Genomic DNA, 24,363 nt, shown 5'->3' on the forward strand with positions numbered 1-24,363 from the left:
TCTAAGCGCTCTTTCGGCGCGTTTGCAGTTGAGGTGTAACTTACGGATTAATCGCTATTTGCGCAATAACTTGCTGATCATTAAGTGCGATTACGCTTAACGTATTCTCATCGAGCATGCCATAGCTTGCTGGATTTCCACCTTTCGGTATGCTGACCGAACCGGGGTTAAAGTGATACATCTCGCCGCGTTTTTCTGCCACCGGAATATGAGTATGACCGTAAACCAGGACATCGCCAGCCGCCAGTGCCGGGAGATTTTCCGGGCTAAAAAGATGACCATGGGTCAGGAACAGACGGCTATTTTCCATCAGCACCTGTTGCCAGGGGGCAGTGATGGGAAAATCCAGCAGCATCTGGTCCACTTCACTGTCGCAGTTACCGCGAACGGCGATAATGCGCGAAGCATACTGGTTGAGTTTTTCCGCTACCTGCGCCGGTGCATAGCCTTCCGGCAGCGCATTGCGCGGACCATGATTTAACACATCCCCCAGAATCACCAGCCATTGCGCCCCGCTTTGAGCAAACAGAGAAAGAACACGCTCGGTCGCGGGCAGCGAACCATGGATATCAGACGCAAACATCAGTTTCATCAGTCACTCCCTGGAAATCAGACTGCCCTATCATACCTGAAGCGTCAGGCTATATCAGCCCGCCCGCTTAGCGGAGAGTGCCACATAGCGCTGCACTGAGGCGCGCTGCCACTGAAACGCAGCATAATCCACCAGCAGCTGAGGCACCTCATCCCCATTGAGGATCAGACGGTTCAGCATCAGCGCCAGATCGGTATCGGCAATACACCACTCGCCGAATAAATTCGGATTACCATGAGCCAGCAGAGAAGTCGCGGTATCGATCAGTTTTTGGGCACTGGCCGCACCGTCTTTACTCAGCGCCGGTTTTTTCACCCCGGCAAACACCACATCCGTGGAGCGTTCCACGCGAATCGGCACCAGATCGCTGCGCAGCCACGCCTGGATCTGACGTGCGCGGGCACGTTTTTGCAGATCGTGAGGGTAGATGCGCTCCCACTCAGGTGGTGCGAACCGATCTTCCAGATACTCATCGATCGCCGACGATTCACTCAGCGCGAAGCCATCAATGTCCAGCACCGGTACGCGACGGGTCAGGGCGTAGCCCTGCCACTGGGGTTTCAGATGTTCACCGCCGCCCAGATCCACCGTCTTTAGCGTAAATGACAGTCCTTTTTCGGCCAGCGCCACATACGCGCTCAGAACATAGGGAGAAAAGAAATCTGCATCGGACCATAACGTGATTACGGGCTGGTTCATAACATCCTCATCGGCTGATCGGTTTTCATTCAACATATAATCTCTTTGCCTCGCTGTCACTTGATGAAAACTCACGATTTACAACAACCACCTATACTCATTTTTCATGGCGTCACTATTTTCACTGACAGGAGTTGAGAATGATCGACCTTTATTATGCCCCTACCCCGAACGGCCATAAGATAACCCTCTTTCTTGAGGAAGCCGAACTGGATTACAGGATCATTCGCGTGGATATCAGCAAAGGCGATCAGTTCAGTCCTCTCTTTCTGGCTATATCGCCAAACAATAAAATCCCGGCCATTATTGATAACCATCCTGCCGATGGGGGCAAGCCGTTGAGCCTGTTTGAATCCGGAGAAATATTGCTCTATCTGGCAGAGAAGACTGGCAAATTGCTGAGCGTAGAGCTGCGCGAGCGTCACCACACGCTGCAGTGGCTTTTCTGGCAGACGAGCGGTCTGGGGCCGATGCTCGGACAAAACCACCATTTTACCGCCTACGCACCACAGCCGATTCCTTATGCTATCGAACGCTATCAGGTGGAAACCCAGCGGTTATACGGCGTTCTGAACCGTCGGCTGGAGAAAGCACCGTGGCTCGGTGGGGATCATTACAGCATCGCCGACATTGCCTGCTGGCCCTGGGTGAATACCCATGAAAAGCACCGCATTGACCTGGCGTCTTACCCGGCGGTGAACAACTGGTTTGAACGAATCCGCACGCGTCCGGCCACCGAACGCGCCATGCAAAAAATCCAGCAAATTTAAGCCGGTGGCTGGTGTGTGCCGGAGAGGCTCTCATGTATTATGTGAAGGAAATTCTGACACGGAGAAGACCTGCAATGTCGCAGCATGACGCTATTATTCGTATAAAAAATTTACGCCTACGCACCTTCATCGGAATCAAAGAGGAAGAGATCGCCAACCGTCAGGATATCGTGATTAATGTGGTTATCCACTACCCGGCTGAGAAAGCGCGGGCCAGCGAAGATATTAATGATGCGCTGAACTACCGCACGATAACCAAAAAAATCATCCAGTACGTGGAAAACAACCGCTTCTCTTTACTGGAAAAATTAACTCAGGATGTGCTCGACATCGCACGCGATCATCACTGGGTCACTTATGCTGAAGTAGAGATCGATAAACTTCACGCCCTGCGTTACGCCGATTCCGTCTCGATGACGTTAAGCTGGCAACGCCAGGCGTAACCCTGGAGGTTGTATGAAGATTTTGCTGACCGGCGGTACCGGCCTGATTGGTCGCCATCTCATTGCGCGTCTGCAGGCGTTGCATCACGACATTACCGTGGTGACGCGCAGTCCAGAGAAAGCGCGCCAGGTACTGGGCGCAGGTATCGACATCTGGAGAAATCTGGCCGAGCAGCAGAATCTGGACGGATTTGACGCCGTCATCAACCTGGCAGGCGAACCGATCGCCGATAAGCGCTGGACGGAAGAGCAAAAACAGCTCCTGTGCAGCAGCCGGTGGACCCTTACCGAGAAGCTGGTTGAGCTTATCCGTAACAGTCATACCCCGCCGTCGGTTCTCATTTCGGGTTCCGCCGTAGGGTATTACGGCGATCTCGGCGAGGTGGTGGTAACGGAAGAAGAGCCGCCCCACAACGAGTTTACCCATAAACTTTGCGCCCAGTGGGAGCGTATCGCCTGTGCTGCGCAAAGCGATCATACCCGCGTCTGCCTGCTCCGCACCGGTGTGGTCCTTGCCCCAAAAGGCGGCATTCTGGCGAAGATGCTCCCCCCTTTCAGGCTCGGTCTTGGCGGGCCAATCGGCAATGGCCGTCAGTATCTGGCGTGGATCCATATCGACGATATGGTCAACGGTATTCTCTGGCTGCTGGATAACGATCTGCGCGGGCCGTTTAATATGGTTGCGCCCTACCCGGTGCGAAATGAACAGTTTGCCCATGCTCTCGGACATGCCCTGCATCGCCCGGCGATTTTGCGCGTGCCTGCTACGGTGATCCGCCTGATGATGGGTGAAGCGTCCGTGCTTGTGTTAGGCGGGCAACGGGCCCTGCCAAAACGGCTGGAAGCGGCCGGGTTTGCGTTCCGCTGGTATGACTTAGAAGAGGCGCTGGGGGATGTGGTGAGATAATGTTACAGTGATATGCCATGTTCCGACGAAATGGCATATCTATGGCAACCATTACCACTCCCCGGCTCCACCTCACGCCCTTCGAACCCACTGACTGGCCTTTTTTCCGTGCCCTGCGCGAGGATCGCGCCATCATGCAGTATATGGCCGCTATCGCCCCGGAAAAAGAGACCCGACGCCTGTTTGCCGCACGTCTGACGGCAGCGCATGTGTTCGTTATCCGCTTACGCGATGAAGAGACCCCGCTGGGCGATATCGGCCTGCAAATCAGCGCTGAAAATCGTGAAGAGGCGGATATCGGCTATACGGTCGTGCCTGCCGCGCAGGGCCAGGGCATCGCCAGTGAGGCACTGCGCGCGGTGTGTGACTACGCATTTAACCAGACGGGCGTAAAGGCGATTAACGCATATGTGCTGGCAGACAACGGCGGGTCAGTCCGGGTACTGGAGAAAGCGGGTTTTGTGCGCACGCAGGTGCTGGAAAAAGCGTATGAGATTAACGGTGTGCGGTATGACGACTGGGTGTATCGACTGGAGTGTGGTGCGGTTTGATGCCCACACTCCGGCCCTCTCCCACAGGGACAGGGGAAAGGCTAAACCTACTTCAAAGACCCCTTCAGGAACTGCTGCAGACGCGGGCTTTGCGGGTTCGCTAACACCTCATCGGGATGCCCCTGCTCTTCGATTTTACCCTGATGCAGGAAGATGACGTGGTTAGAAACGTTCCGGGCAAAGCCCATCTCGTGCGTCACCACCACCATCGTTTTGCCCTCTTCGGCCAGCTTCTGCATGATGCGCAGCACTTCGCCAACGAGTTCCGGGTCCAGCGCGGAAGTCGGTTCGTCGAACAGCAAGACTTCCGGCTCCATCGCCAGCGCGCGGGCAATGGATACACGCTGCTGCTGCCCGCCGGACAGATGTACCGGATACTTCATCTGCTGGCGCTCATCAATACCCACTTTCGCCAGGTATTTCACCGCACGGTCGCGGGCGTCCTGTTTGCTGAGACCCAGCACCTGGATTGGCGCTTCCATTACGTTCTCCAGCACCGTCATATGGCTCCAGAGATTAAAGTGCTGGAAAACCATCGTCAGGCGCGTACGCAACAGACGTAGCTGATTTTTATCCGCCACCTTCAGCTGGCCGTCTTTGTCACGCACCAGATTGATGTTCTGCCCGCTCACCACAATTGAGCCTTCGCTCGGTTTTTCGAGGAAGTTAATGCAGCGCAGGAAAGTACTTTTACCGGAGCCGGATGAGCCGATAATACTGATGACATCGCCCGCGTTTGCCTGCAGCGACACCCCTTTCAGCACTTCATGTTCGCCGTAGCGTTTGTGCAGATCAATAACGTTTAATTTGTTCTCAGCCATCATCATTCTCAGTGCGTCGAAGAAGGTTTTATATGCTGCAACCAGCGTTTTTCTGCCTTACGGAACAGGCTAATCAGGACGTATGAAATTATCAAATAAAGCACCGCCGCAATACCGAATGCGGTAAACGGCTGATAGGTTGCCGAGTTAATATCCCGGGCAATCTTCAGTAAGTCCGGCACCGTGGCGGTAAAGGCCAGCGCCGTGGAGTGCAGCATCAGAATCACTTCGTTACTGTACGCCGGTAACGCAATACGCAGCGCCGACGGCAGAATGATGCAACGGTAAAGCTTCACGGAGGAGAAGCCGTACGCACGCGCCGCTTCAATTTCACCGTACGGGACAGAGCGAATCGCCCCTGCGAAAATCTCGGTGGTATAGGCGCAGGTATTGAGCGTCAATGCCAGCACCGTACAGTTCAGACCGCTGCGGAAGAACGCATTGAGCATTTCAGTGCCTTTTACGATCTCAAGCGTGTACATCCCCGAATAAAACACCAGCAGTTGCACGTACAGCGGCGTACCGCGAAACACATAGGTAAACAGCCAGATTGGGAACTGGATAAATTTATTGTTCGACACACGACCAATGGCGAGAAATACCGCCAGAATGCCGCCCATCACCACGGAGGAGATCAGAAGCCAGAGCGTAATGGCGACGCCGGTGAAGCGATAGCCATCTGTCCACAGCAGCGATTTCCAGTATTCCTGAATAATCTCAATCACAGATCAGCCCTCTTCACACCCACGGAGTAGCGACGTTCGAGCAGAAGCAGCACACCATTGGAGGCGGTCGTAAAGACCAGATAGATTACGCCACATACCACCGCAAAGTAGAACGGCTCCCAGGTGCTTTTGCCGGCAAGCTGGGTCGCTTTCACCACATCTTCCAGGCCAAGCAGAGAGACCAGCGCGGTTGCCTTAAGAATAACCTGCCAGTTGTTACCGATACCTGGAAGCGCATAGCGCATCATGGCCGGGAACATGATTCGACGAAACGTCTGTGAGGAGGTGAAACCGAATGCGGTTGCCGCTTCAATGTGGCCTTTCGGCACAGCCATATACGCGCCGCGGAAGGTTTCGGTGAAGTAGGCCCCGTAGATAAAACCGAGCGTAATAATACCGGCCACCATCGGGTCGATATCGATTTGTCCCATACCCATTGCGTCCGTTACGCTGTTAAGCGCAATCTGCAGACCGTAAAAGATCAGAAGCATCAGCACCAGATCGGGAACACCGCGAATCAGCGTCGTATAGCCTTCAAAAATCAGCGCCAGCGGCTTGTTAGCCGAAAGCTTCGCCCCCGCGCCCGCCAGACCTATCAGCACCGCCAGCACCACGGAGCTGAGAGCCAGCTCAAGGGTGACAAGCGCGCCCTGTAAAATAACGCCAGAAAATCCGTACAGCATACCGCGAGCCCTGTCGTATCGTGAGTGGTGGAACCGTGTCTTTTCCCCTCCAACAGTGGGAGGGGCTGCACGTTATTTGACGGGGCGATTAGCCGCCGTAAACATTGAAATCGAAGTATTTTTTCGCAATTTTCTCGTACGTGCCGTCAGCGCGCATTTCGGCAAACGCTTTGTTCAGCGCTTCACGCAGTTCGTTGTCTTCCTTGCGCAGGCCCATACCGGTGCCTACACCAAACAACTTCACATCCTTGATGGATGGACCGCCAAACTTATAGTCTTTGCCGACCGGCTGCTTCAGGAAGCCTTCGCTCGCCGCAACTTCATCCTGGAACGCCGCGTCAATGCGGCCTGCCGTCAGGTCAGCGTAGATATTTTCCTGGCCCTGATAAGAGACGATTTCAATCCCTTTCGGTGCCCAGTGTTCGTTACCGTAGGTTTCCTGAGTGGTCCCCTGCAGCACGCCCACGCGTTTGCCTTTCAGCGACTCGAGAGTAGGCTGAATGTCAGAAGATTTGGCGACAACCAGACGTGAATCTGCCGCGTAGAGTTTGTCCGTGAAAGCAATCTCCTGCTGGCGTTTTTCAGTGATGGAGAGCGAGGACATAATCACGTCGATTTTTTTCGCTTTCAGCGACGGGATCAGCGCATCCAGTGGGTTCTCAACGTAGGTACACTGCGCTTTGATGCGTTTGCACAGTTCGTTGGCCAGATCGATGTCAAAACCAACCAATTCACCTTTCGAATTCTTCGATTCGAACGGTGCATAGGTAGGATCGGTACCAATTCGAATTTTCTGCGGAATTGCTGCGAATGCCGCGGTGGCGCTGGAAAAGGCCAGCACCAGAGAAAGTGACAATACTAGTTTTTTCATATCTGTCCTCAACAAACTGTCTACATACGGGATTTTTACGACGACGGGGTGGTGCTAATGTGCCATCAATCCCCTCCGTCAGGCAAAGAATAATGCCTTTGAGCCGGGATTTTTTGCATTATAAATGCGTAAGTATGCACACAGCGATCCAATACAGTGCATTAATTGCACCATATTGGATCATCCCGCCCGACAATGCACCTCCGCAGTGCATTGTCGTCAGGTATTAGTCACCGTAGACGTTGAAGTCGAAGTATTTCTTCGCCAGTTTGTCGTAGGTACCGTCTTTACGCAGCTCAGCAAACGCTTTGTCGAAGGCGGCTTTCAGCTCGGTATCGTCCTTACGCAGGCCGATACCCGTACCGTCACCAAAGTACTTTTTGTCTTTCACGGACGGGCCAGCAAAAGCGTACTCTTTGCCCGCTGGCTGTTTCAGGAAGCCTTCGCTCGCGGCGACTTCATCCTGGAATGCCGCATCCAGACGGCCTGCCGCCAGGTCAGAGTAGATCAGATCCTGGTTCTGGTACGCCACCACGTCGACGCCCTTTTCACGCCAGTTCGCATTGGCAAACCCTTCCTGCGTTGAGCCCTGAAGCACGCCGACATGCTTGCCTTTCAGCGAGTCGATGGTGGGTTGAATCGGGGAGCCTTTAGCGGCAATCAGACGTGAATCTGCAGCGTAAAGCTTGTCAGAGAAGGCAATCTCCTGCTGACGTTTTTCGGTGATAGAGAGAGAAGAGATAATGGCGTCGATTTTCTTGGCTTTCAGCGACGGGATTAACGCATCAAAGTCGCTGCCCACCCATGTGCATTTCACCGCAATGCGTTTGCACATTTCATTTCCCAGATCGATATCAAACCCAACGAAATCGCCTTTCGCATCCTTGGAAGAGAATGGCGCGTAGGTTGCGTCTGTACCGATACGAACTGTCTGTGGAAGCGCTGCGTAGCTACCTGCTGCCGCACTTAACCCCACCAGCAAAGACAGAGCCAGAACCATCTTCTTCATACATTTACCCTCAAGTACCGTGATTTTATTATGTATTGTGTTGTGTGTTGTGTTGCAGGCTTCTCTTGCAGGTCTTATGCCACATTGCCGTCTGGTGAAAAGTTCGACGTTAAATATGTTAATAAAACGTTGCGATATTGCCTTAATGGTGAAAGATAGCAGGTCTGCCGAACGAACCGGAAAGAGAAAAAGGGAAAAAGCGAATTAAATGTCGAGGATATGATCGCCGTTGCATAATTGCCCTGAAACAGGGCACGTTATCTTTTCATGCACGCTGTGAGTGCACAGATTCAGGCACCCTGCCAGCGGGTGAAAAGGTCTTCAGGCAGGTCGATATCAAACTGATCGAGAACGCGGTTAACCGTCTGATTAATCACATCATCCAGTGAAACGGGCCGGTGATAGAACGCCGGTACCGGTGGCATGATCACCGCGCCGAGTTCAGCAGCCTGAGTCATTAAACGCAGATGTCCCAGATGCAGCGGCGTTTCCCGCACGCAGAGAACCAGAGGACGACGCTCCTTCAGCACCACGTCCGCGGCGCGGGTGACCAGCGTGTCGGTATAGCTGTTTACAATGCCGGAGAGCGTTTTAATGGAACAAGGCAGGATAACCATGCCCGCCGTTTTAAACGAGCCAGAGGAGATGCTGGCGGCGATATCGCGGGCATCGTGAACCACATCCGCCAGTGCCTGGACATCACGCAGTGAGAGGTCGGTTTCAAGAGAGAGGGTCTGACGTGCCGCCTGGCTCATGACCAGATGCGTTTCCACTTCTGCCACGTCGCGCAGCACCTGTAACAGACGTACGCCGTAAATCGCGCCACTGGCACCACTGAGCCCAACAATGAGTCGTTTCATGATTTTCGCCCTAACTGATTTCAGGGCAGACTGTGCAGGATTTTGCGGGGAGTTGCAAGTGAGGGCAAATGCCCTCACTTGCACAGACATCAACCTTCGTTGTGCATCTCTAAACTTTCGAGATCGTTTTGCAGCTGGACGGCTTTCGCATCGTCGTTGCGCAGCGAATCAAGGTAGTCGAGGTACTGCTGGTCAACGTCTTTCGTCACGTAGACGCCATTAAACACGGAGCATTCGAACTGCTGAATATCCGGATTCTCAGCGCGTACTGCGTCGATAAGATCGTTCAGATCCTGGAAAATCAGGCCGTCGGCACCGATGATCTGACGAATTTCGTCCACTTCACGACCGTGAGCGATCAGCTCATTGGCGGTTGGCATATCGATGCCGTACACGTTCGGGAAACGAATTTCCGGTGCGGCTGAGGCCAGATACACTTTCTTCGCACCCGCTTCGCGCGCCATCTCAATAATCTGTTCTGAGGTGGTGCCGCGAACGATGGAGTCATCCACCAGCAGGACGTTTTTGTCGCGGAACTCAGCGCGGTTTGCGTTCAGTTTACGACGTACGGACTTACGGCGCAGCTGCTGACCCGGCATGATAAAGGTACGACCAACGTAGCGGTTTTTCACAAACCCCTGACGGTATGGCTTGTCCAGAATGCGGGCGATTTCCAGAGCGATATCGCAGGACGTTTCCGGAATAGGAATAACGACGTCGATATCCAGATCGTCCCATTCGCGGGCAATCTTCTCGCCAAGTTTTGTCCCCATGTTCACGCGCGCGCTGTAAACGGAAATCTTGTCGATAAACGAGTCCGGACGGGCGAAGTAAACATATTCAAACAGGCACGGATTGCTCACCGGATTGTCAGCACACTGGCGGGTGAACAGCTGGCCCTTCTCAGTGATATAGACCGCTTCGCCAGGCGCAACATCACGCAGGAACTCGAAGCCCAGGGTATCCAGCGCCACGCTTTCAGAGGCAACCATGTATTCGGTACGACCATCACCGAGATCGCGCTTACCGAGCACCAGCGGGCGGATGCCGTTTGGATCGCGGAAGGCAACCATCCCGTGGCCGATAATCATCGCCACGCAGGCATACGCACCACGGATCTGGCGGTTAGTCGCGGCAACGGCGGCAAAAATGTTGTCTGCTTCCAGCGGGTAGTGACGGAAGTTATCCAGCTCGCTGGCAAAGATATTGAGCAGAATTTCAGAATCAGAGGTGGTGTTAATGTGGCGACGTTTCTCTTCGAACAACTTCTTACGCAGCTCGTGCGCGTTGGTCAGGTTGCCATTGTGGGCAAGCGTGATGCCATACGGTGAGTTGACGTAGAAAGGCTGAGCCTCAGAGGCGCTGGAACTGCCAGCAGTAGGATAACGAACGTGACCGATCCCCATATTACCTTGCAGACGCTGCATATGGCGGGCTTCAAACACATCATTTACCAGACCATTCGCCTTACGTAAACGGAAGCAGTTGTTTGCATCAATGGTGATGATACCCGCAGCATCCTGCCCACGGTGCTGAAGCACCGTTAACGCGTCATAAATCGACTGGTTTACCGGCATGAAACCGGCGATACCGACAATACCGCACATTCGTCTTTTCCTCGTTAAGCCACATCTCAGAGCGCATTAGGCTCTGGGCAAGAAACTCGACGAGCTTTGCAGATAGTCAAAGAACCATCTGATGATGAAACTGAACTCTGGAATGAGCTGCGATTTTTGCCAGTCTTCACTTTTGGAGAACCCGGTAAAGGTATCCAGGAAGAACAGGATCGCGGCCACAATCAGCACGCCTCGTAGTGCGCCGAAACAGATCCCGAGTACCCTGTCTGTTCCTGACAGACCGGTTTTCTCGACCAGCTGACCTATCACGTAATTTACGATAGCGCCGACAATCAGCGTCGCGATAAACAGCACCGCGATAGCGATTCCATTTCGGACCAGTTCATCTTCAAAGCCCGTGAACCAGACAGACAGGTAAGTGTAGTAATGACTGGCAACAAAGAAAGCACAACCCCAGGTTACCAGCGATAACGCTTCACGAACAAAGCCACGGATCAGGCTAACCAGACAGGAAAAACCAATCACCGCAATGATGGCGTAATCAATCCAGACCATATGTGTCCCACGATTTAACGCCCTGTCATCCAGTTCGGGGCGAATTCTAACAGAAAAAGAAAACGTTTGCGTAGGGATTTCCTTCCCGCGCGTAAATAAAAAAGGCGCTGAAAAAATGTTCAACGCCGTGGCTTTTTACGTCTCTGTGGACGTCTGCCGTCACTCTTCCCCCCACCCTCTCCTCATAGAAAGGATAAGGGTGAGGGAGGGGTTAGTTCGCGCTGTAGCTCATCACCACACCGCTCAGGCCGGAGATCTGCTTCAGCTCACCCAGCGATCCTTTAAGCTTATCTTTGGACGCTTCTGGCCCCACGAGAATACGGGTAATTTTACCCTGTACCGGCGTGGAAGGTGAAGTGTAAACACGATATCCCGCACTGCGCAGTTTACCCACCACCTCATTGACCTTATCGGCATTTTTCAGCGCACCCAGCTGCACGACGTAGGCTTTGCCCGTCGGTGCGGCTTCCTGCTGAGCCGGTTTCGCCGGAGGCGGTGTCTCTGTCGCTGCGGCAAGCTGTTCGCTCGTTTTATCACGCTGCGGTTTCGGCTGCGTTTTTTCGACCGGCTTCGGTTTCTCAGCCGGTTTAGGCTGCACGACCGGAACCGTTACAGGATCGATATCGTTGGTGTTGCTCGCCGCCAGACGAGACGGATCAAGAGACGGCGCAGCCGCATCACCCGCGCGAACCTCTTCCGCTGCGCCTTCCGGCGGCTGAGCAGGAAGGGCCTGTGTCGCCGCAGGCAGCATATCCGGCTCGTCGCGATCGCCCGGTTTCGGTACCAGTGGAATGGCTGCAAACTCATCCTGATAGTGCTTTTTCTGCCCGTCGAGCAGGCCCGGGAGAATAATGACTCCCAGCGCCACCAGCACTATTGTTCCTGCTAAACGGTTCTGAAACTTACTCGCCACCGGTTCTCCCCGCGTCCATCACTTCCATGACATGTGCCACCGTGTGGAACGAACCACACACCAGCACGGTATCTTCTGGTTTAGCATCCGCCATCGCGGCATGCCAGGCCTGAGCCACGCTATTATAGATTGCGCCTTTGCCGAGATGTTCCATCAACTGCTCAACGGTCGCCCCGCGTGGCCCCTCCAGAGGAGCACAATACCAGCTATCGACCACACTCTCCATGCAGGCCAGCGTACCGCCAATATCTTTATCATGAAGCATACCGATAACCGCCAGCACGCGCCCGGTTTTTGGTAACGATTTGAGACGTCCCGCGAGATACGCCGCGGCATGCGGGTTATGCGCCACATCGAGGATCAGGCGCGGTGACTCGCTGACAATCTGGAAACGCCCGGGCAGGATCGCCCGCTCAATGCCCTCGCGAATCGCCTGCTCGCTCACCGCCAGACCGCTTGCGCGCAGTGCCGCCAGCGCGGTTGCCGCGTTAGGCTGCGGCACCTGCGGCAATGGCAGGTTGTCCAGTGCGCCCTGCGCATCGCTAAAGCGCCAGCCGTCTGCCTGAACCTCATACTGCCAGTCTACGCCACGGCGCAGCAGACGCGCACCCGTCTCATTCGCCACCTCTGCAATGGTGTGCGGCATATCCGGCTCGCCGACCACGCCAGGTTTATTCGCCCGGAAAATCCCGGCTTTCTCGCGACCAATGCTTTCGCGATCCGGCCCCAGCCAGTCGGTATGATCCAGCGCAATGCTGGTCACGACGGCCACATCCGCATCCACCATGTTGGTGGCATCAAGACGCCCGCCGAGGCCGACTTCCAGAATCACCACGTCCAGCTGCGCCTGCTTAAACAACCACAGTGCCGACAGGGTGCCGTATTCAAAATAGGTTAATGAAATTTCACCGCGCGCGGCTTCAATTTCCGCGAAAGAGGCGGTATGCGCTGATTCCGGCAGCTCGCGGTTTTGCACACGCACCCGCTCGGTATACCGCACGAGGTGTGGAGAGCTGTAAACGCCAACCTTATAGCCTGCTGCCATCAGGACAGATTCCAGCGTGCGGCACGTCGTGCCTTTTCCGTTCGTTCCGGCAACGGTGAACACAAACGGCGCTGGTTTCAGTACGTCGAGACGCGCGGCAACCTGGCTTACGCGCTCAAGCCCCATATCGATGGTTTTACTGTGCAGGTTTTCCAGATAAGAAAGCCACGCGGCCAGGGGCGACGTGGCTTGGGGAATGCTTTTATTTTCCATGATGCCCGGTCATTAACAGTTGAGAAAGCAAAAGGGCAGCGCCATCCGGCCCTGCCCTTTTCAGTTATCAGGCCTCGGGTTCCTGATCCGGTACCACCACGCCTTCGCGCGGCTCATCCGGGTTCGGCGCTGGCAGATTCATCAGCTTCGCCAGGATGCTTGCCAGTTTCAGGCGCATCTCCGGACGGCGGACGATCATGTCGATAGCGCCTTTCTCGATGAGGAACTCACTGCGCTGGAAGCCCGGCGGCAGTTTTTCACGTACGGTCTGTTCGATAACGCGTGGACCCGCAAAACCGATCAGCGCTTTCGGCTCAGCGATGTTCAGATCGCCCAGCATGGCAAAGCTTGCGGAAACGCCACCCATCGTCGGGTCGGTCAGCACGGAGATGTACGGCAAACCGCGCTCCTGCATTTTCGCCAGCGCAGCAGAGGTTTTCGCCATCTGCATCAGCGACATCAGCGCTTCCTGCATACGTGCACCACCGGAGGCGGAGAAGCAGATCAGCGGGCAGTTGTCTTCCAGCGCCTGCTCAACGGCACGCACGAAGCGCGCACCCACGACAGAGCCCATTGAGCCACCCATAAAGGAGAACTCAAACGCGGCAGCCACCACCGGCATCGTGTGCAGGGTGCCTTTCATGACGATCAGCGCGTCTTTCTCGCCGGTCTCTTTCTGTGCAGAGGCCAGACGGTCTTTGTATTTTTTGGAATCACGGAACTTCAGCACGTCTTTTGGCTCAAGCTCGCTACCCAGTTCTACCAGAGAACCTTCGTCCAGCAGGCTATGCAGGCGATTACGCGCCGTCATACGCATGTGGTGGTCACATTTCGGACACACCTCAAGATTGCGTTCCAGCTCTGCGCGGTACAGAACCTGGCCGCAGCTATCACACTTCGTCCATACCCCTTCAGGAATGCTCGCTTTACGAGTCGGGGTTATGTTGCTTTTAATTCGTTCAATCCAGCTCATTGATAACCTTTCTGCCTGAACCTGGTCGTATGCCAGTTTTGCTATAAGAGGCGAATAATGCCATTTTTGCCTCCAACAGACCATGAATGTTGCACATTAAAACATAACAGCCCGAAACTTTGGATAAAAAAGTGGTCGAACCGCCAGTATGCATTTACTTCGCTTGCTTTGCTGCCGCACGTCGGTGACGGATAATCTCAATAACCCCAGGCAGTACCGAAAGCACAATAATCGCTACAATCAGCAACTTAAGGTTTTCCTGGACCACCGGGAGATCGCCAAACAGGTAGCCGGCATAGGTAAACAGCAACACCCACAGCAGCGCGCCAACAACGTTATATGCCGCAAAGTGACGATAGGACATATGCCCCATTCCTGCCACAAACGGTGCAAATGTACGCACAATAGGCACAAAACGGGCAAGGATAATGGTTTTGCCGCCATGACGTTCATAGAATGCATGGGTTTTGTCGAGATAGCTGCGACGGAAAATTTTCGAGTCCGGATTGCTGAAAAGCCGCTCACCAAACACCCGTCCAATCGTGTAGTTCACCGCATCACCAATAATCGCGGCGATAACCATCAACACAACCATCAGATGCACATTCAAATCGTTAGTCGGTAACGCGGATAACGCGCCGGCCACGAACAGCAGTGAATCCCCCGGCAGGAACGGGGTGACAACCAGACCGGTTTCACAGAACAGAATGAGGAACAGAATAGCGTAAACCCAGACGCCGTACTGCGCGACCAGCTCCGCCAGGTGAACATCAATATGCAGGATGAAATCAATCAAAAAACGTATTACGTCCATTTTGTCTAAGCCTTAATTGCACCTTTGATTAGTCCGCTAAAAACAGCGGGCCCATTGGCGGTTTCGGCAGGTCAAACCGATCCGGATAGTCTACCGAGACCAGATACAGCCCTTCCGCTTTCGCCGTGGCTGCCGCAAGCGTTCTGTCCTTCGCTGCCAGCAGTTCTGCAATCCAGCTCTCCGGCTGGTGTCCGGCACCCACTTCCATCAGGCTGCCCACAATATTCCGCACCATATGATGTACAAAGGCATTGGCTTTGATATCCACCACCACATACGCGCCATAACGGCTGACGTTTATGTGCATGACATTACGCCACGGCGTACGGGACTGGCACTGCACCGCACGGAACGAGGTAAAGTCATTTTCACCAATCAGACACTGCGCCGCACGATGCATACGTTCAGCATCAAGCGGTTCATAAAAATGCGTCACGCCCTGGCTTAACACCGCCGGACGCAGACGCTGATTGTAGATGACATAGCGGTAACGGCGCGCGGTGGCGCTGAAACGCGCATGAAAATCATCGGGAACATCTTTAACCCAACGAACCGCAATGTCTCCAGGTAAATTCGCATTCACCCCCAGCGTCCATGCGGCGTCCTTTCGCACAGCGGTGGTTTCAAAATGAACCACCTGCCCCGTGCCGTGAACGCCGGCATCCGTACGCCCGGCACAGAAAACGCTTATCGGTTCGTTCGCCACCTGAGAGAGCGCTTTTTCCAGTTTTTCCTGGACGCTGCGCACCTCATTTTGACGCTGCCAGCCATAATACTTACTGCCATCGTACTCAATACCGAGGGCAATTTTATGAACAGGCTTGTGATCCACTTCTGACATCAGTACAGGTACTCCTGCACGAGTTTCTCCGCAATTTTCACCGCCATCAGCGCGCCGCCAAAGCGAACGTTATCGGCAACTGACCAGAACTGGATCTGCTCAGGCATTCCGTAATCGTTACGCACGCAGCCAACAGACAGATGTGCACTACCGGTCGCATCACCAACCTGCGTCGGGAACTCACTCTCTTCGGAGAGGGCGATATCCTCACCGCGACCAAACGCGTCACGCGCTTCTTCTGCGGCGAGCGGGCGCAGCGCTTCAAAACCAACCATCTGCGCGTGGCCGTAGAAGACCGGAGACTGCACGCAGCTGGCAGAGATCATCAGGCCATCATCCTGCAGGATTTTGCGGACTTCATCGACAATACGGCGCTCTTCGCGCACGCTGCCTTCGCGATCCGGCAGCAGTGGCAGCATGTTAAACGCCAGCTGGCGACCAAAATAGTCGTCTTCATCAATCGGAACGCCGCTCAGCAATTTCGCGCTCTGCCCGGCCAGTGCGTTAACCGCTTGCTTGCCGTTGGCTGACGCAGACAGCAGGCTGGTAACGAAGATACGCGACAGGCCGCCTTCGTCGATCAGCGGTTTCAGCGCGGTAAGCAGCTGACTGGTCAGGCTGTTCGGTACGGCGATAACGTTGCGGTTACGGTAGTCTGCCAGCACAAACGGGTTCACATCCGGCACCACCAGCGGCACATCCGGCTCAAGCGCGAACAGGCCGCTTAAATCAATCACCAGACAACCCGAGTTGGTGGCCTCTTCAATGTAAGACGCCGTAGCCTCAGCACCGGCTGCAAAAAACGCCAGCTGCGCCTGAGTCCAGTCGAACCCGGCCGCATCCTGAACCATGACAGATTTACCGCCAAAACGCAGATGTTCACCCGCGCTATCTGTACGCGCCAGCGCATAGATATCACCCACCGGGAACTGACGCTCAGCAAGGGTTTCGAGCAGGGCTTCACCCACGGCACCCGTGGCACCTAAAATGGCAATGTTCCAGCCTTCAGACATGGTGGTTTACTCCAGAAATAAAAAAGCGTCCCTGTCGGAGTATCCAACAGGGAGCATTAAGAAGACATTAATGTGCCGGGTGATGAACGGCGTTAAAACCCAGTTTATGCAGCTGCGTCGCAGCCGTTGCGTCATCGCAAATCACATACAGGGAAGACCACTCGCGGCGCTCAACATAGTTCTTGCGCAGCTTATCAAACTCACCCGGAATACCCGCCACTTTACGCAGCAGCGCGTCATCGCGGCGCACATCATACACCAAATGGACCAGTCGTTTCAGCGTTGCCTGATCGAGTGGCCCGTGCAGGGTAATGCGGCCAAACTCAGGGGCAGGTAGTAAGGTATCCAGCGCCACCTGCTGTGGATGGCCGATAAAGGCGCTATAGGCCTCAAAGACCTGCGTCGTGCCGCGGGCTTTTCCTTCAAGGGTATAACCGGCAATATGCGCCGTTGCGACGTCCACCTTGTTAAGCAGCGCAACGTTAAGCTCAGGCTCCGGCTCCCAGACGTCCAGCACCACACTAAGCGCTTGCCCCTCGTCCAGACATTTCAGCAGCGCAAGGTTATCGACCACCGGACCCCGGCAGGCATTTATCAGAATAGTGCCAGGCTTCAGACGACGGATCAGGGCTTCGTCAGCAAGGTGCAGCGACTTATAAGGCCCCTCTTTAAACAGCGGCGTATGGAAAGTGATCACATCGCACTGTGCAACCAGTTCATCCAGCGAACGGAAGTCGCCTTCATCACCGTTGTCTTTACGCGGCGGATCGCACAGCAGGGTGCGAATGCCTAACGCCTCAAGACGTTTATGCAGGCGCCCGCCCACGTTGCCCACACCAACAATCCCGACGGTACGGTCCTGCAACGCAAAACCGTCGCGCTCTGCCAGCATCAGCAGGGAGGAGAAAACATATTCCACGACCGCAATGGCGTTGCAGCCCGGCGCGGCTGAAAAACCGATCCCCGCCTGCTTAAGCCATTTATCATCCACATGATCCGTCCCTGCCGTTGCGGTCCCGACAAATTTCACCGCTTTGCCGGAGAGCAACGCCTCATTTACTTTGGTTACCGAGCGCACCATCAGCGCGTCTGCATCATCCAGCTCGTTTACCGGGATCGGCCGACCCGGGACAGCCTTAACGTTGCCGAGGCGGCTAAAGAGCTCGCGGGCATAAGGCATATTTTCATCAACGAGGATTTTCACGTCTGAGTACCTGTTTGAGAGGAAGAAAACCCATCAAGTGTGCCATAATCTGGCCGCCAGGCATATACGTCTGCCAGGTTTACGCTGAGTTTTGACTTTAAGGATTTTTGACGATGCAGCCCATTTCAGGTACGCCGCCGCGCCCTCCGGGTGAAGGCCCTGTTACGCCAAACGTTGCAGGCGAACAACCGCTATCCACACAACAGCGCACCGTGCTGGAGCGACTGATCACGCGCCTGATCGCGCTGACGTCGCAGCAAAACGCGGAAGTCTGGGCTGGGGTAAAGCACGATTTAGGTGTCAGGAACGACGCACCTTTGCAGTCGCGCCATTTCCCTGCTGCCGAGCAAAACCTGAACCAGCGGATTGATACTGCACAGCAGAATCACAGCACACGCCAGATTGTCTCGCAGCTGACCGAGCTGTTGGGCCAGGGAAATAACCGCCAGGCGGTGAGTGATTTTATTCGCCAGCAATTTGGTCAGACCGCCCTGAGCCAGCTGACCCCGGAACAGCTCAAAACCGTACTGACGCTGCTGCAAACCAATCAGCTGTCAATTCCACAGCCTCAGCAACGCCCTGCGACCGAGCGTCCGCTGCTGCCTGCCGAGCACAACACGCTCAAGCAGATGGTGACCAAGCTGGCCGCCGCCACCGGCGAACCGACGAAGCTTATCTGGCAATCAATGCTGGAACTCTCCGGCGTAAAAGCGGGCGAGCTGATCCCGGCGAAACAGTTTACGCATCTGGTGACCTGGCTACAGGCGCGTCAGACGCTCAGCACCCAGACCGCTCCAACCCTGCACACGGTTCAGGCGGCACTTAAGCAGCCGCTGGAGCCGAACGAATTTGACACCATTCGTGATTACGCCCAGCAGACCTGGCAGGCTACACCGCAAACGGTACTGACCACCGCGCAGGTGCAGGATGTGCTCAACCAGATTTTCGTTCGCCGCGCCGAACGCGAAGGGGGCGTGCCGGAGGCACGAAACATACAGCCAATCTACAATCCGCTGTTTGCGCCGGTGGTGGAAACGTTCAGAACCCTCTCTGCCCGTCCAGGATTGATGTTTATTGCGTTAATGATTGCACTGGCGATTTTCTGGCTGGTCGCATAACGGTTTCGCCCGGTGGCGCTACGCCTGCCGGGCCGACAGCACACCGGGGAGGGCTTGCCGCCCCGGCACTTAACTAGCTAAGACTGACGAAACGCCACCAGCGTCACCACAATGCCCACAACCGCTGCAACCGCGCCCGCCAGGAAAACAGACGGATACCCGAACGATGTCGCTAACAGGCCTGCCAGCGGCCCGGTTACCCCGTATGAGATATCCTGAAACGCCGCATAGCCGCCAAGCGCCGTGCCACGCACCTGTGGGGCGACACGTTTTACCACCTCCACGCCCAGCGCCGGGAAAATAAGCGAACATCCGCAGCCGGTCAATGCCGCGCCTAACAACGCTACGGACGCAACGGGTGCACTCCACAGTAATAGCAAACCCAGGGTTTCAATCACCAGTGACGCCACTGCAACCTTCACGCCGCCAAAACGATCCGGCATCCAGCCGAACAGCACGCGCATTAAGACAAATGCGCCACCAAAGGCGGTCAGCGTAAAACCTGCCATCGCCCAGCCGCGGCTCATAAAGTAGAGCGAGACGAACGTACCGATTACCGCAAAACCGACACCCTGCAGGGCCAGGCCAAGGCCCGGCTGCCAGATTTGGCCCACCACGCTCCACAAAGACGGGCGCTCCCCTTTATGGGCAGGGACTTTACGCACCGGACCGTTGAATGCCCATGCCAGCAGCGGCAGCATCAGGGTGGTCGCTGCCAGCGCGGCAAAGCCAAAGTGGCTGTGGATAAGCAACCCGAGCGGGGCGCCTGCGGCAAGCGCGCCATAAATGGCCATGCCATTCCAGGACATGACTTTGCCGGAGCGTGCAGGCCCCACCAGTCCCATACCCCATGTCAGCGTACCGGTCAGGAGCTGGCTTTCACCAAAGCCCAGGATTAAACGCCCCACGATCAGCAGCGCAAATTTATACGCAGCGTCAACCGGCAGGAGAGCGGCCAGCAGCCATGCACCTCCCGCCAGACCACAGGCAAACATGCCCTGTAACGCCGAGCGTTTTGCCCCGTGCTGATCCGCCAGACGTCCGGCATAACCGCGGGTTAATACCGTAGCCAGGAACTGAATACCCACGGCGACGCCGACCATGGTGTTGCCATAGCCCAGCTCCTGATGAACAAACAGCGGGATCACCGGCAGCGGCAGGCCGACGGTCATATAGGTCAGGAACACCGCAAACGCGATGCGAAACAGCGAGACGTTCGCTGAAGAGGTTGTTTCTGTTTGAGTGACTGCAGTCATGCTTTACTCCGAAATGAAGAGTAAGGCGGGGAAAAACCACGCCCCCTCTTCCTGATAACCAGGATTTAGGTGCGTTGGTTGACGTTGAACGCTTACGCATTATCGTGAGGATAATGTTGAGGTAGGAAGTTTGCCTGCGAGATCAGCCGCTTGTCAATGCATAAAAAAAGGAGCCGTCAGGCTCCCCTTTTGAATCAGTCAGAACTTATGCGTTGTACTTACGCATCACCAGCGTGGCGTTAGTACCGCCGAAACCGAAGCTGTTGGACATGACGGTAGTCAGTGTCGCTTCTTTTGGCTGGGTCACGATGTTCAGACCTGCGGCCTGCTCGTCCATCTCGTCAATGTTGATGCTTGGGGCGATAAAACCATTTTCCAGCATCAGCAGAGAGTAGATCGCTTCCTGAACGCCAGCAGCACCCAGAGAGTGACCGGTCATGGCTTTGGTCGCGGAGATAGCCGGGCTGTTGTCGCCGAACACTTCACGGATCGCACCCAGCTCTTTCACGTCGCCTACCGGAGTAGAGGTACCGTGGGAGTTCAGGTAGTCGATTGGTGTGTCAACGCCGTGCATCGCCATCTTCATGCAGCGCACTGCGCCTTCACCGGATGGAGCCACCATGTCAGCGCCGTCAGACGTTGCACCGTAGCCCACGATCTCAGCGTAGATGTGCGCACCACGCGCCAGCGCATGCTCCAGCTCTTCAACCACAACCATACCACCGCCGCCTGCGATAACGAAACCGTCACGGTGCGCATCATAGGTACGGGATGCTTTATCCGGAGTTTCGTTATATTTGGTGGACAGTGCCCCCATTGCGTCGAATTCACAGGCCATTTCCCAGCCCAGTTCTTCGCCGCCGCCAGCAAACACGATATCCTGTTTACCCAGCTGGATCTGCTCAACCGCATTACCGATGCAGTGTGCGGAGGTCGCACAGGCAGAGCTGATGGAGTAGTTAACGCCGTGGATTTTGAACGGGGTCGCCAGGCAAGCGGAAACCGCTGAACCCATAGCTTTAGTCACAACATAAGGACCTACCGCTTTCAGACCACGTGGGCTACGCATTGCGTCGGCACCAAAGACCTGCGCTTTAGATGAGCCACCGGAACCGGCGATCAGACCTACGCGTGGGTTGTTCTGGTAAACTTCCGCGCTCAGACCCGCATCCGCAATCGCTTCCTGCATGGAGAGATAAGCATAAATAGAGGCATCGTTCATGAAACGAACCACTTTACGGTCAATCAAACCGGTGGTGTCCAGTTTGACGTTACCCCATACGTGGCTACGCATACCTGAATCTTTAAACTCTTCAGAGAAAGTGATCCCGGAGCGTCCTTCACGCAGAGATGCCAGGACTTCCTGCTGGTTATTACCGATGCTGGAAACGATGCCCAGGCCAGTAATCACTGCACGTTTCATTCAATACCTCTGTAAGTCGCACTATATTAAGTTTCGAGTCGCACAATAGCGTACACTTGTACGCCGAACAAGTCCGATCAGACATTTTCTGCGGAAATTTGCACCGATGGACGCACATCGTTAAGATCGTGTCACTGCCTGTCAGACGAGTAACTTACGTGAAACAAAACGCTATACAACCCGCCAACCTCGAATTCAACGCTGAGGGTACACCTGTTTCCCGAGATTTTGATGACGTCTACTTTTCTAATGATAACGGACTAGAAGAAACCCGCTATGTTTTCCTCGACGGAAACCAGTTAAACGCCCGTTTCCCCACGCATCCGCGCAGTCTGTTCGTGGTCGCTGAGAGCGGGTTTGGTACCGGTCTGAATTTTCTCACCCTCTGGCAGATGTTCGATCAGTTTCACGCTGCTCACCCTGACGCTACACTGCAAAGATTACATTTCATCAGTTTTGAAAAATTTCCGCTCACCGCGCATGACCTTCGTCTGGCCCATCAACACTGGCCGGAACTTGCGTCATGGGCGGAGCAGCTTCAGGCGCAGTGGCCGCCGCACCTCGGCGGCTGTCATCGTCTGCTGCTGGACGGCGGGCGCGTCACGCTGGATCTGTGGCTCGGCGACATCAATGATCTGACCGATAAGCTTGATGATTCGATGAACCAGAAAGTGGACGCATGGTTCCTCGATGGTTTTGCCCCCGCCAAGAATCCGGACATGTGGAGCCAGCATCTGTTTAACGCAATGGCACGCCTGGCACGTCCTGGCGCAACGCTCGCGACCTTCACCTCGGCAGGCTTTGTCCGCCGCGGATTGCAGGAGGCCGGCTTTACCATGCAAAAGACCAAAGGTTTTGGTCGCAAGCGCGACATGCTGGTCGGAAGAATGGATCAGATGCTGGAGATCCCCGCTCAGACGCCCTGGTTTTCACGCAGCGCCAGCACTTCACGAGAGGTAGCAATTGTCGGCGGCGGGATTGCCAGCGCCCTGCTTTCGCTCGCGCTTTTACACCGTGGCTGGCAGGTAACGCTCTACTGCGCCGACGACGCGCCGGCAAAGGGCGCTTCCGGCAACCGCCAGGGGGCGCTCTACCCACTGTTAAGCGCTCACGATCCGGCGCTGAGCCAGTTTTTCCCGGTAGCCTTTACCTTTGCCCGGCGCCTGTATGATGCCCTGCCTGTAGCGTTTGACCACGACTGGTGTGGCGTTACGCAACTGGGCTGGGATGAGAAGAGCCAGCAAAAAATCGCGCACATGTTGTCGCTGGGTCTGCCGCTCGAAATTGCCCGGGCGGCGAATGCGCAGCAGATAACCGAAACCGCGGGGGTCGATACGGGCTGCGACGGTATCCACTATCCGCTCGGTGGCTGGCTGTGTCCGGCAGATCTGACCACGGCAGCCATTGCGCTGGCGCAGTCGCGCGGGTTGACGGTGCACTATTCCCGCCAGGTCGCCTCACTTCACCACATGGAGCACTGGAACCTGCATTTCACCACCGGCGAAGAGGCGCAGCATACCTGCGTAGTGCTGGCCAACGGTCACCCTATCAGCCAGTTCATCCAGACGGAAAAGCTGCCGCTTTACCCTGTCGGCGGCCAGGTCAGCCATATCCCCACCTCGCCAGCGCTGGAAAAACTGCAGCAGGTACTCTGCTACGACGGATATCTGACGCCACAAAATCCATCCAACGGCCACCACTGCATTGGTGCCAGCTACCATCGCGGTGAGACCGACATGCGCTACAGCGAAGACGATCAGCAGCAAAATCGCCAGCGCCTGCTCAACTGCTTCCCGCAGGCCGACTGGGCAAAAGAGGTTGATATCAGCGCCGGTGACGCGCGCTGTGGCGTACGCTGCGCCACCCGGGACCATCTGCCGATGGCGGGAAATGTGCCTGACTATGAAGCAACGCTTGAGGCCTATCAGGATCTTGCTGAAAACCGTGATACCGCGGTGAGTGCGCCAGTTTATCCGCAGCTGTTTATGCTCGGGGGACTCGGTTCACGGGGATTATGCTCAGCGCCGTTGCTGGCCGAAGTGCTGGCGGCACAGATGAGTGATGAGCCCGTTCCGCTGGACAGCGTTACGCTTGCGGGGCTCAATCCCAACCGTTTGTGGGTACGGAAGTTACTGAAAGGAAAAAGGGTGAAGTAACGTACGGGTCGATGTCCTCCCTCTCCCACCGGGAGAGGGAGGAGAAATGACTACCTGGCTTTTGCCTGCTGGAACAGGGTGTCCCACATACCCAGCACTAATGACTGGTCACGCGGAGAGAGTTCCCCTGCCTGGATCGCTTTCTCCAGGCTGCGGCTCACTTCATCATGAATGGCCTCGGCAGAGTGATCGTCCCCTGCTTCCAGCTCAGCGACAGCCAGCGTCAGGTGACCACGCAGATAACCGCTGGCGAACAGCTCATCATCACTGGCGTGTTCCACCATGTCATCAATTAACGCCAGAATGCGTGATTCAAATTCTGCGATCATCT

At 55.4% G+C, this 24,363-nt stretch carries 26 protein-coding genes; 6 read left to right on the top strand and 20 right to left on the bottom strand.

The window, feature by feature from the left end; genetic code table 11:
* Window positions 1–40: 40 nt before the first annotated feature.
* Together yfcE and yfcF are read right to left on the bottom strand one after the other, a co-directional pair.
* Window positions 41–592: a phosphodiesterase gene (gene yfcE, locus JTA15_RS10980; protein ID WP_014171017.1), complete on the bottom strand. Its 552-nt coding sequence runs from the start codon at window positions 590–592 to the stop codon at window positions 41–43.
* A gap of 54 nt (window positions 593–646) precedes the next feature.
* The gene (gene yfcF / locus JTA15_RS10985; protein ID WP_032681959.1) at window positions 647–1,291 is read right to left on the bottom strand and encodes a glutathione transferase; all 645 of its coding nucleotides are present in this window, start codon (window positions 1,289–1,291) and stop codon (window positions 647–649) included.
* Between the two features lie 140 nt (window positions 1,292–1,431).
* Here yfcF and yfcG point away from each other — a divergent pair, with 140 nt between their 5' ends.
* The 4 genes from yfcG to JTA15_RS11005 all read left to right on the top strand — a co-directional run bounded on the left by yfcG (window position 1,432) and on the right by JTA15_RS11005 (window position 3,962).
* A complete protein-coding gene (gene yfcG, locus JTA15_RS10990) occupies window positions 1,432–2,061 on the top strand; it encodes a GSH-dependent disulfide bond oxidoreductase (RefSeq protein WP_121339218.1) in 630 nt (209 codons plus the stop codon).
* A gap of 74 nt (window positions 2,062–2,135) precedes the next feature.
* The gene (gene folX, locus JTA15_RS10995; RefSeq protein ID WP_020883131.1) at window positions 2,136–2,504 is read left to right on the top strand and encodes a dihydroneopterin triphosphate 2'-epimerase; all 369 of its coding nucleotides are present in this window, start codon (window positions 2,136–2,138) and stop codon (window positions 2,502–2,504) included.
* A gap of 13 nt (window positions 2,505–2,517) precedes the next feature.
* Complete coding sequence (locus JTA15_RS11000) at window positions 2,518–3,411, top strand: TIGR01777 family oxidoreductase (RefSeq protein ID WP_014171021.1); 894 nt, start codon at window positions 2,518–2,520, stop codon at window positions 3,409–3,411.
* A 41-nt stretch (window positions 3,412–3,452) separates the two neighbouring features.
* Complete coding sequence (locus JTA15_RS11005; RefSeq protein WP_032678617.1) at window positions 3,453–3,962, top strand: GNAT family N-acetyltransferase; 510 nt, start codon at window positions 3,453–3,455, stop codon at window positions 3,960–3,962.
* Between the two features lie 47 nt (window positions 3,963–4,009).
* On the opposite strand, the gene hisP is transcribed toward JTA15_RS11005, so the two are convergent.
* The 15 genes from hisP to pdxB all read right to left on the bottom strand — a co-directional run bounded on the left by hisP (window position 4,010) and on the right by pdxB (window position 18,079).
* Entirely contained in the window at window positions 4,010–4,783 is a 774-nt protein-coding gene (hisP, locus tag JTA15_RS11010; protein ID WP_020883129.1) for a histidine ABC transporter ATP-binding protein HisP, read from the bottom strand.
* A gap of 8 nt (window positions 4,784–4,791) precedes the next feature.
* Window positions 4,792–5,508 (bottom strand): ABC transporter permease, encoded by a 717-nt coding sequence (locus JTA15_RS11015; RefSeq protein ID WP_008502590.1) that lies wholly within the window; start codon window positions 5,506–5,508, stop codon window positions 4,792–4,794.
* On the bottom strand, window positions 5,505–6,191 hold the full coding sequence (locus JTA15_RS11020; protein WP_020883127.1) for a histidine ABC transporter permease HisQ: 687 nt from the start codon (window positions 6,189–6,191) through the stop codon (window positions 5,505–5,507). The genes JTA15_RS11015 and JTA15_RS11020 overlap by 4 nt, the downstream gene beginning before the upstream one ends.
* 88 nt (window positions 6,192–6,279) lie before the next feature.
* Complete coding sequence (gene hisJ / locus JTA15_RS11025) at window positions 6,280–7,062, bottom strand: histidine ABC transporter substrate-binding protein HisJ (protein WP_020883126.1); 783 nt, start codon at window positions 7,060–7,062, stop codon at window positions 6,280–6,282.
* A 226-nt stretch (window positions 7,063–7,288) separates the two neighbouring features.
* Window positions 7,289–8,071, bottom strand: a complete 783-nt coding sequence (gene argT, locus JTA15_RS11030; protein WP_219373221.1) for a lysine/arginine/ornithine ABC transporter substrate-binding protein ArgT — start codon at window positions 8,069–8,071, stop codon at window positions 7,289–7,291.
* A 290-nt stretch (window positions 8,072–8,361) separates the two neighbouring features.
* The gene (locus tag JTA15_RS11035; RefSeq protein WP_014171027.1) at window positions 8,362–8,931 is read right to left on the bottom strand and encodes a UbiX family flavin prenyltransferase; all 570 of its coding nucleotides are present in this window, start codon (window positions 8,929–8,931) and stop codon (window positions 8,362–8,364) included.
* 89 nt (window positions 8,932–9,020) lie between these two features.
* Window positions 9,021–10,538, bottom strand: coding sequence for an amidophosphoribosyltransferase (gene purF, locus JTA15_RS11040; protein WP_014171028.1), 1,518 nt, complete (start codon window positions 10,536–10,538; stop codon window positions 9,021–9,023).
* A 36-nt stretch (window positions 10,539–10,574) separates the two neighbouring features.
* Complete coding sequence (cvpA, locus tag JTA15_RS11045) at window positions 10,575–11,063, bottom strand: colicin V production protein (protein ID WP_000262116.1); 489 nt, start codon at window positions 11,061–11,063, stop codon at window positions 10,575–10,577.
* A gap of 211 nt (window positions 11,064–11,274) precedes the next feature.
* Window positions 11,275–11,976 carry a cell division protein DedD gene (gene dedD, locus JTA15_RS11050; protein ID WP_086532265.1) on the bottom strand — a complete coding sequence of 234 codons (702 nt, stop codon included), beginning with the start codon at window positions 11,974–11,976 and terminating at the stop codon, window positions 11,275–11,277.
* Window positions 11,966–13,234 (bottom strand): bifunctional tetrahydrofolate synthase/dihydrofolate synthase, encoded by a 1,269-nt coding sequence (folC, locus tag JTA15_RS11055; protein WP_219373222.1) that lies wholly within the window; start codon window positions 13,232–13,234, stop codon window positions 11,966–11,968. Before folC ends, dedD begins: the two co-directional genes overlap by 11 nt.
* Window positions 13,235–13,301: 67 nt before the next feature.
* On the bottom strand, window positions 13,302–14,207 hold the full coding sequence (gene accD, locus JTA15_RS11060; RefSeq protein ID WP_020883123.1) for an acetyl-CoA carboxylase, carboxyltransferase subunit beta: 906 nt from the start codon (window positions 14,205–14,207) through the stop codon (window positions 13,302–13,304).
* Window positions 14,208–14,361: 154 nt separating this feature from the next.
* The gene (locus tag JTA15_RS11065) at window positions 14,362–15,021 is read right to left on the bottom strand and encodes a DedA family protein (protein WP_020883122.1); all 660 of its coding nucleotides are present in this window, start codon (window positions 15,019–15,021) and stop codon (window positions 14,362–14,364) included.
* A gap of 28 nt (window positions 15,022–15,049) precedes the next feature.
* Window positions 15,050–15,862, bottom strand: coding sequence for a tRNA pseudouridine(38-40) synthase TruA (gene truA / locus JTA15_RS11070; protein WP_025203571.1), 813 nt, complete (start codon window positions 15,860–15,862; stop codon window positions 15,050–15,052).
* Window positions 15,862–16,875: an aspartate-semialdehyde dehydrogenase gene (locus JTA15_RS11075; protein WP_014171035.1), complete on the bottom strand. Its 1,014-nt coding sequence runs from the start codon at window positions 16,873–16,875 to the stop codon at window positions 15,862–15,864. Before JTA15_RS11075 ends, truA begins: the two co-directional genes overlap by 1 nt.
* Window positions 16,876–16,942: 67 nt before the next feature.
* A complete protein-coding gene (pdxB, locus tag JTA15_RS11080; protein ID WP_025203570.1) occupies window positions 16,943–18,079 on the bottom strand; it encodes a 4-phosphoerythronate dehydrogenase PdxB in 1,137 nt (378 codons plus the stop codon).
* Window positions 18,080–18,192: 113 nt separating this feature from the next.
* Here pdxB and flk point away from each other — a divergent pair, with 113 nt between their 5' ends.
* Window positions 18,193–19,197, top strand: a complete 1,005-nt coding sequence (flk, locus tag JTA15_RS11085; RefSeq protein ID WP_059306630.1) for a flagella biosynthesis regulator Flk — start codon at window positions 18,193–18,195, stop codon at window positions 19,195–19,197.
* Window positions 19,198–19,274: 77 nt separating this feature from the next.
* Here flk and JTA15_RS11090 read toward each other — a convergent pair whose 3' ends face one another.
* Together JTA15_RS11090 and fabB are read right to left on the bottom strand one after the other, a co-directional pair.
* On the bottom strand, window positions 19,275–20,453 hold the full coding sequence (locus JTA15_RS11090) for an MFS transporter (protein ID WP_078774643.1): 1,179 nt from the start codon (window positions 20,451–20,453) through the stop codon (window positions 19,275–19,277).
* A 205-nt stretch (window positions 20,454–20,658) separates the two neighbouring features.
* On the bottom strand, window positions 20,659–21,876 hold the full coding sequence (gene fabB, locus JTA15_RS11095) for a beta-ketoacyl-ACP synthase I (RefSeq protein WP_014171039.1): 1,218 nt from the start codon (window positions 21,874–21,876) through the stop codon (window positions 20,659–20,661).
* A gap of 158 nt (window positions 21,877–22,034) precedes the next feature.
* Between fabB and mnmC the strand changes: the two genes are divergently transcribed.
* Entirely contained in the window at window positions 22,035–24,032 is a 1,998-nt protein-coding gene (gene mnmC / locus JTA15_RS11100) for a bifunctional tRNA (5-methylaminomethyl-2-thiouridine)(34)-methyltransferase MnmD/FAD-dependent 5-carboxymethylaminomethyl-2-thiouridine(34) oxidoreductase MnmC (protein ID WP_219373223.1), read from the top strand.
* Window positions 24,033–24,082: 50 nt separating this feature from the next.
* Here mnmC and JTA15_RS11105 read toward each other — a convergent pair whose 3' ends face one another.
* The gene (locus JTA15_RS11105) at window positions 24,083–24,361 is read right to left on the bottom strand and encodes a YfcL family protein (RefSeq protein ID WP_020883115.1); all 279 of its coding nucleotides are present in this window, start codon (window positions 24,359–24,361) and stop codon (window positions 24,083–24,085) included.
* Window positions 24,362–24,363 lie beyond the last annotated feature (2 nt).

The organism is Enterobacter sp. BIDMC 29 (genome assembly GCF_019378755.1).
GTDB lineage: Bacteria > Pseudomonadota > Gammaproteobacteria > Enterobacterales > Enterobacteriaceae > Enterobacter > Enterobacter ludwigii.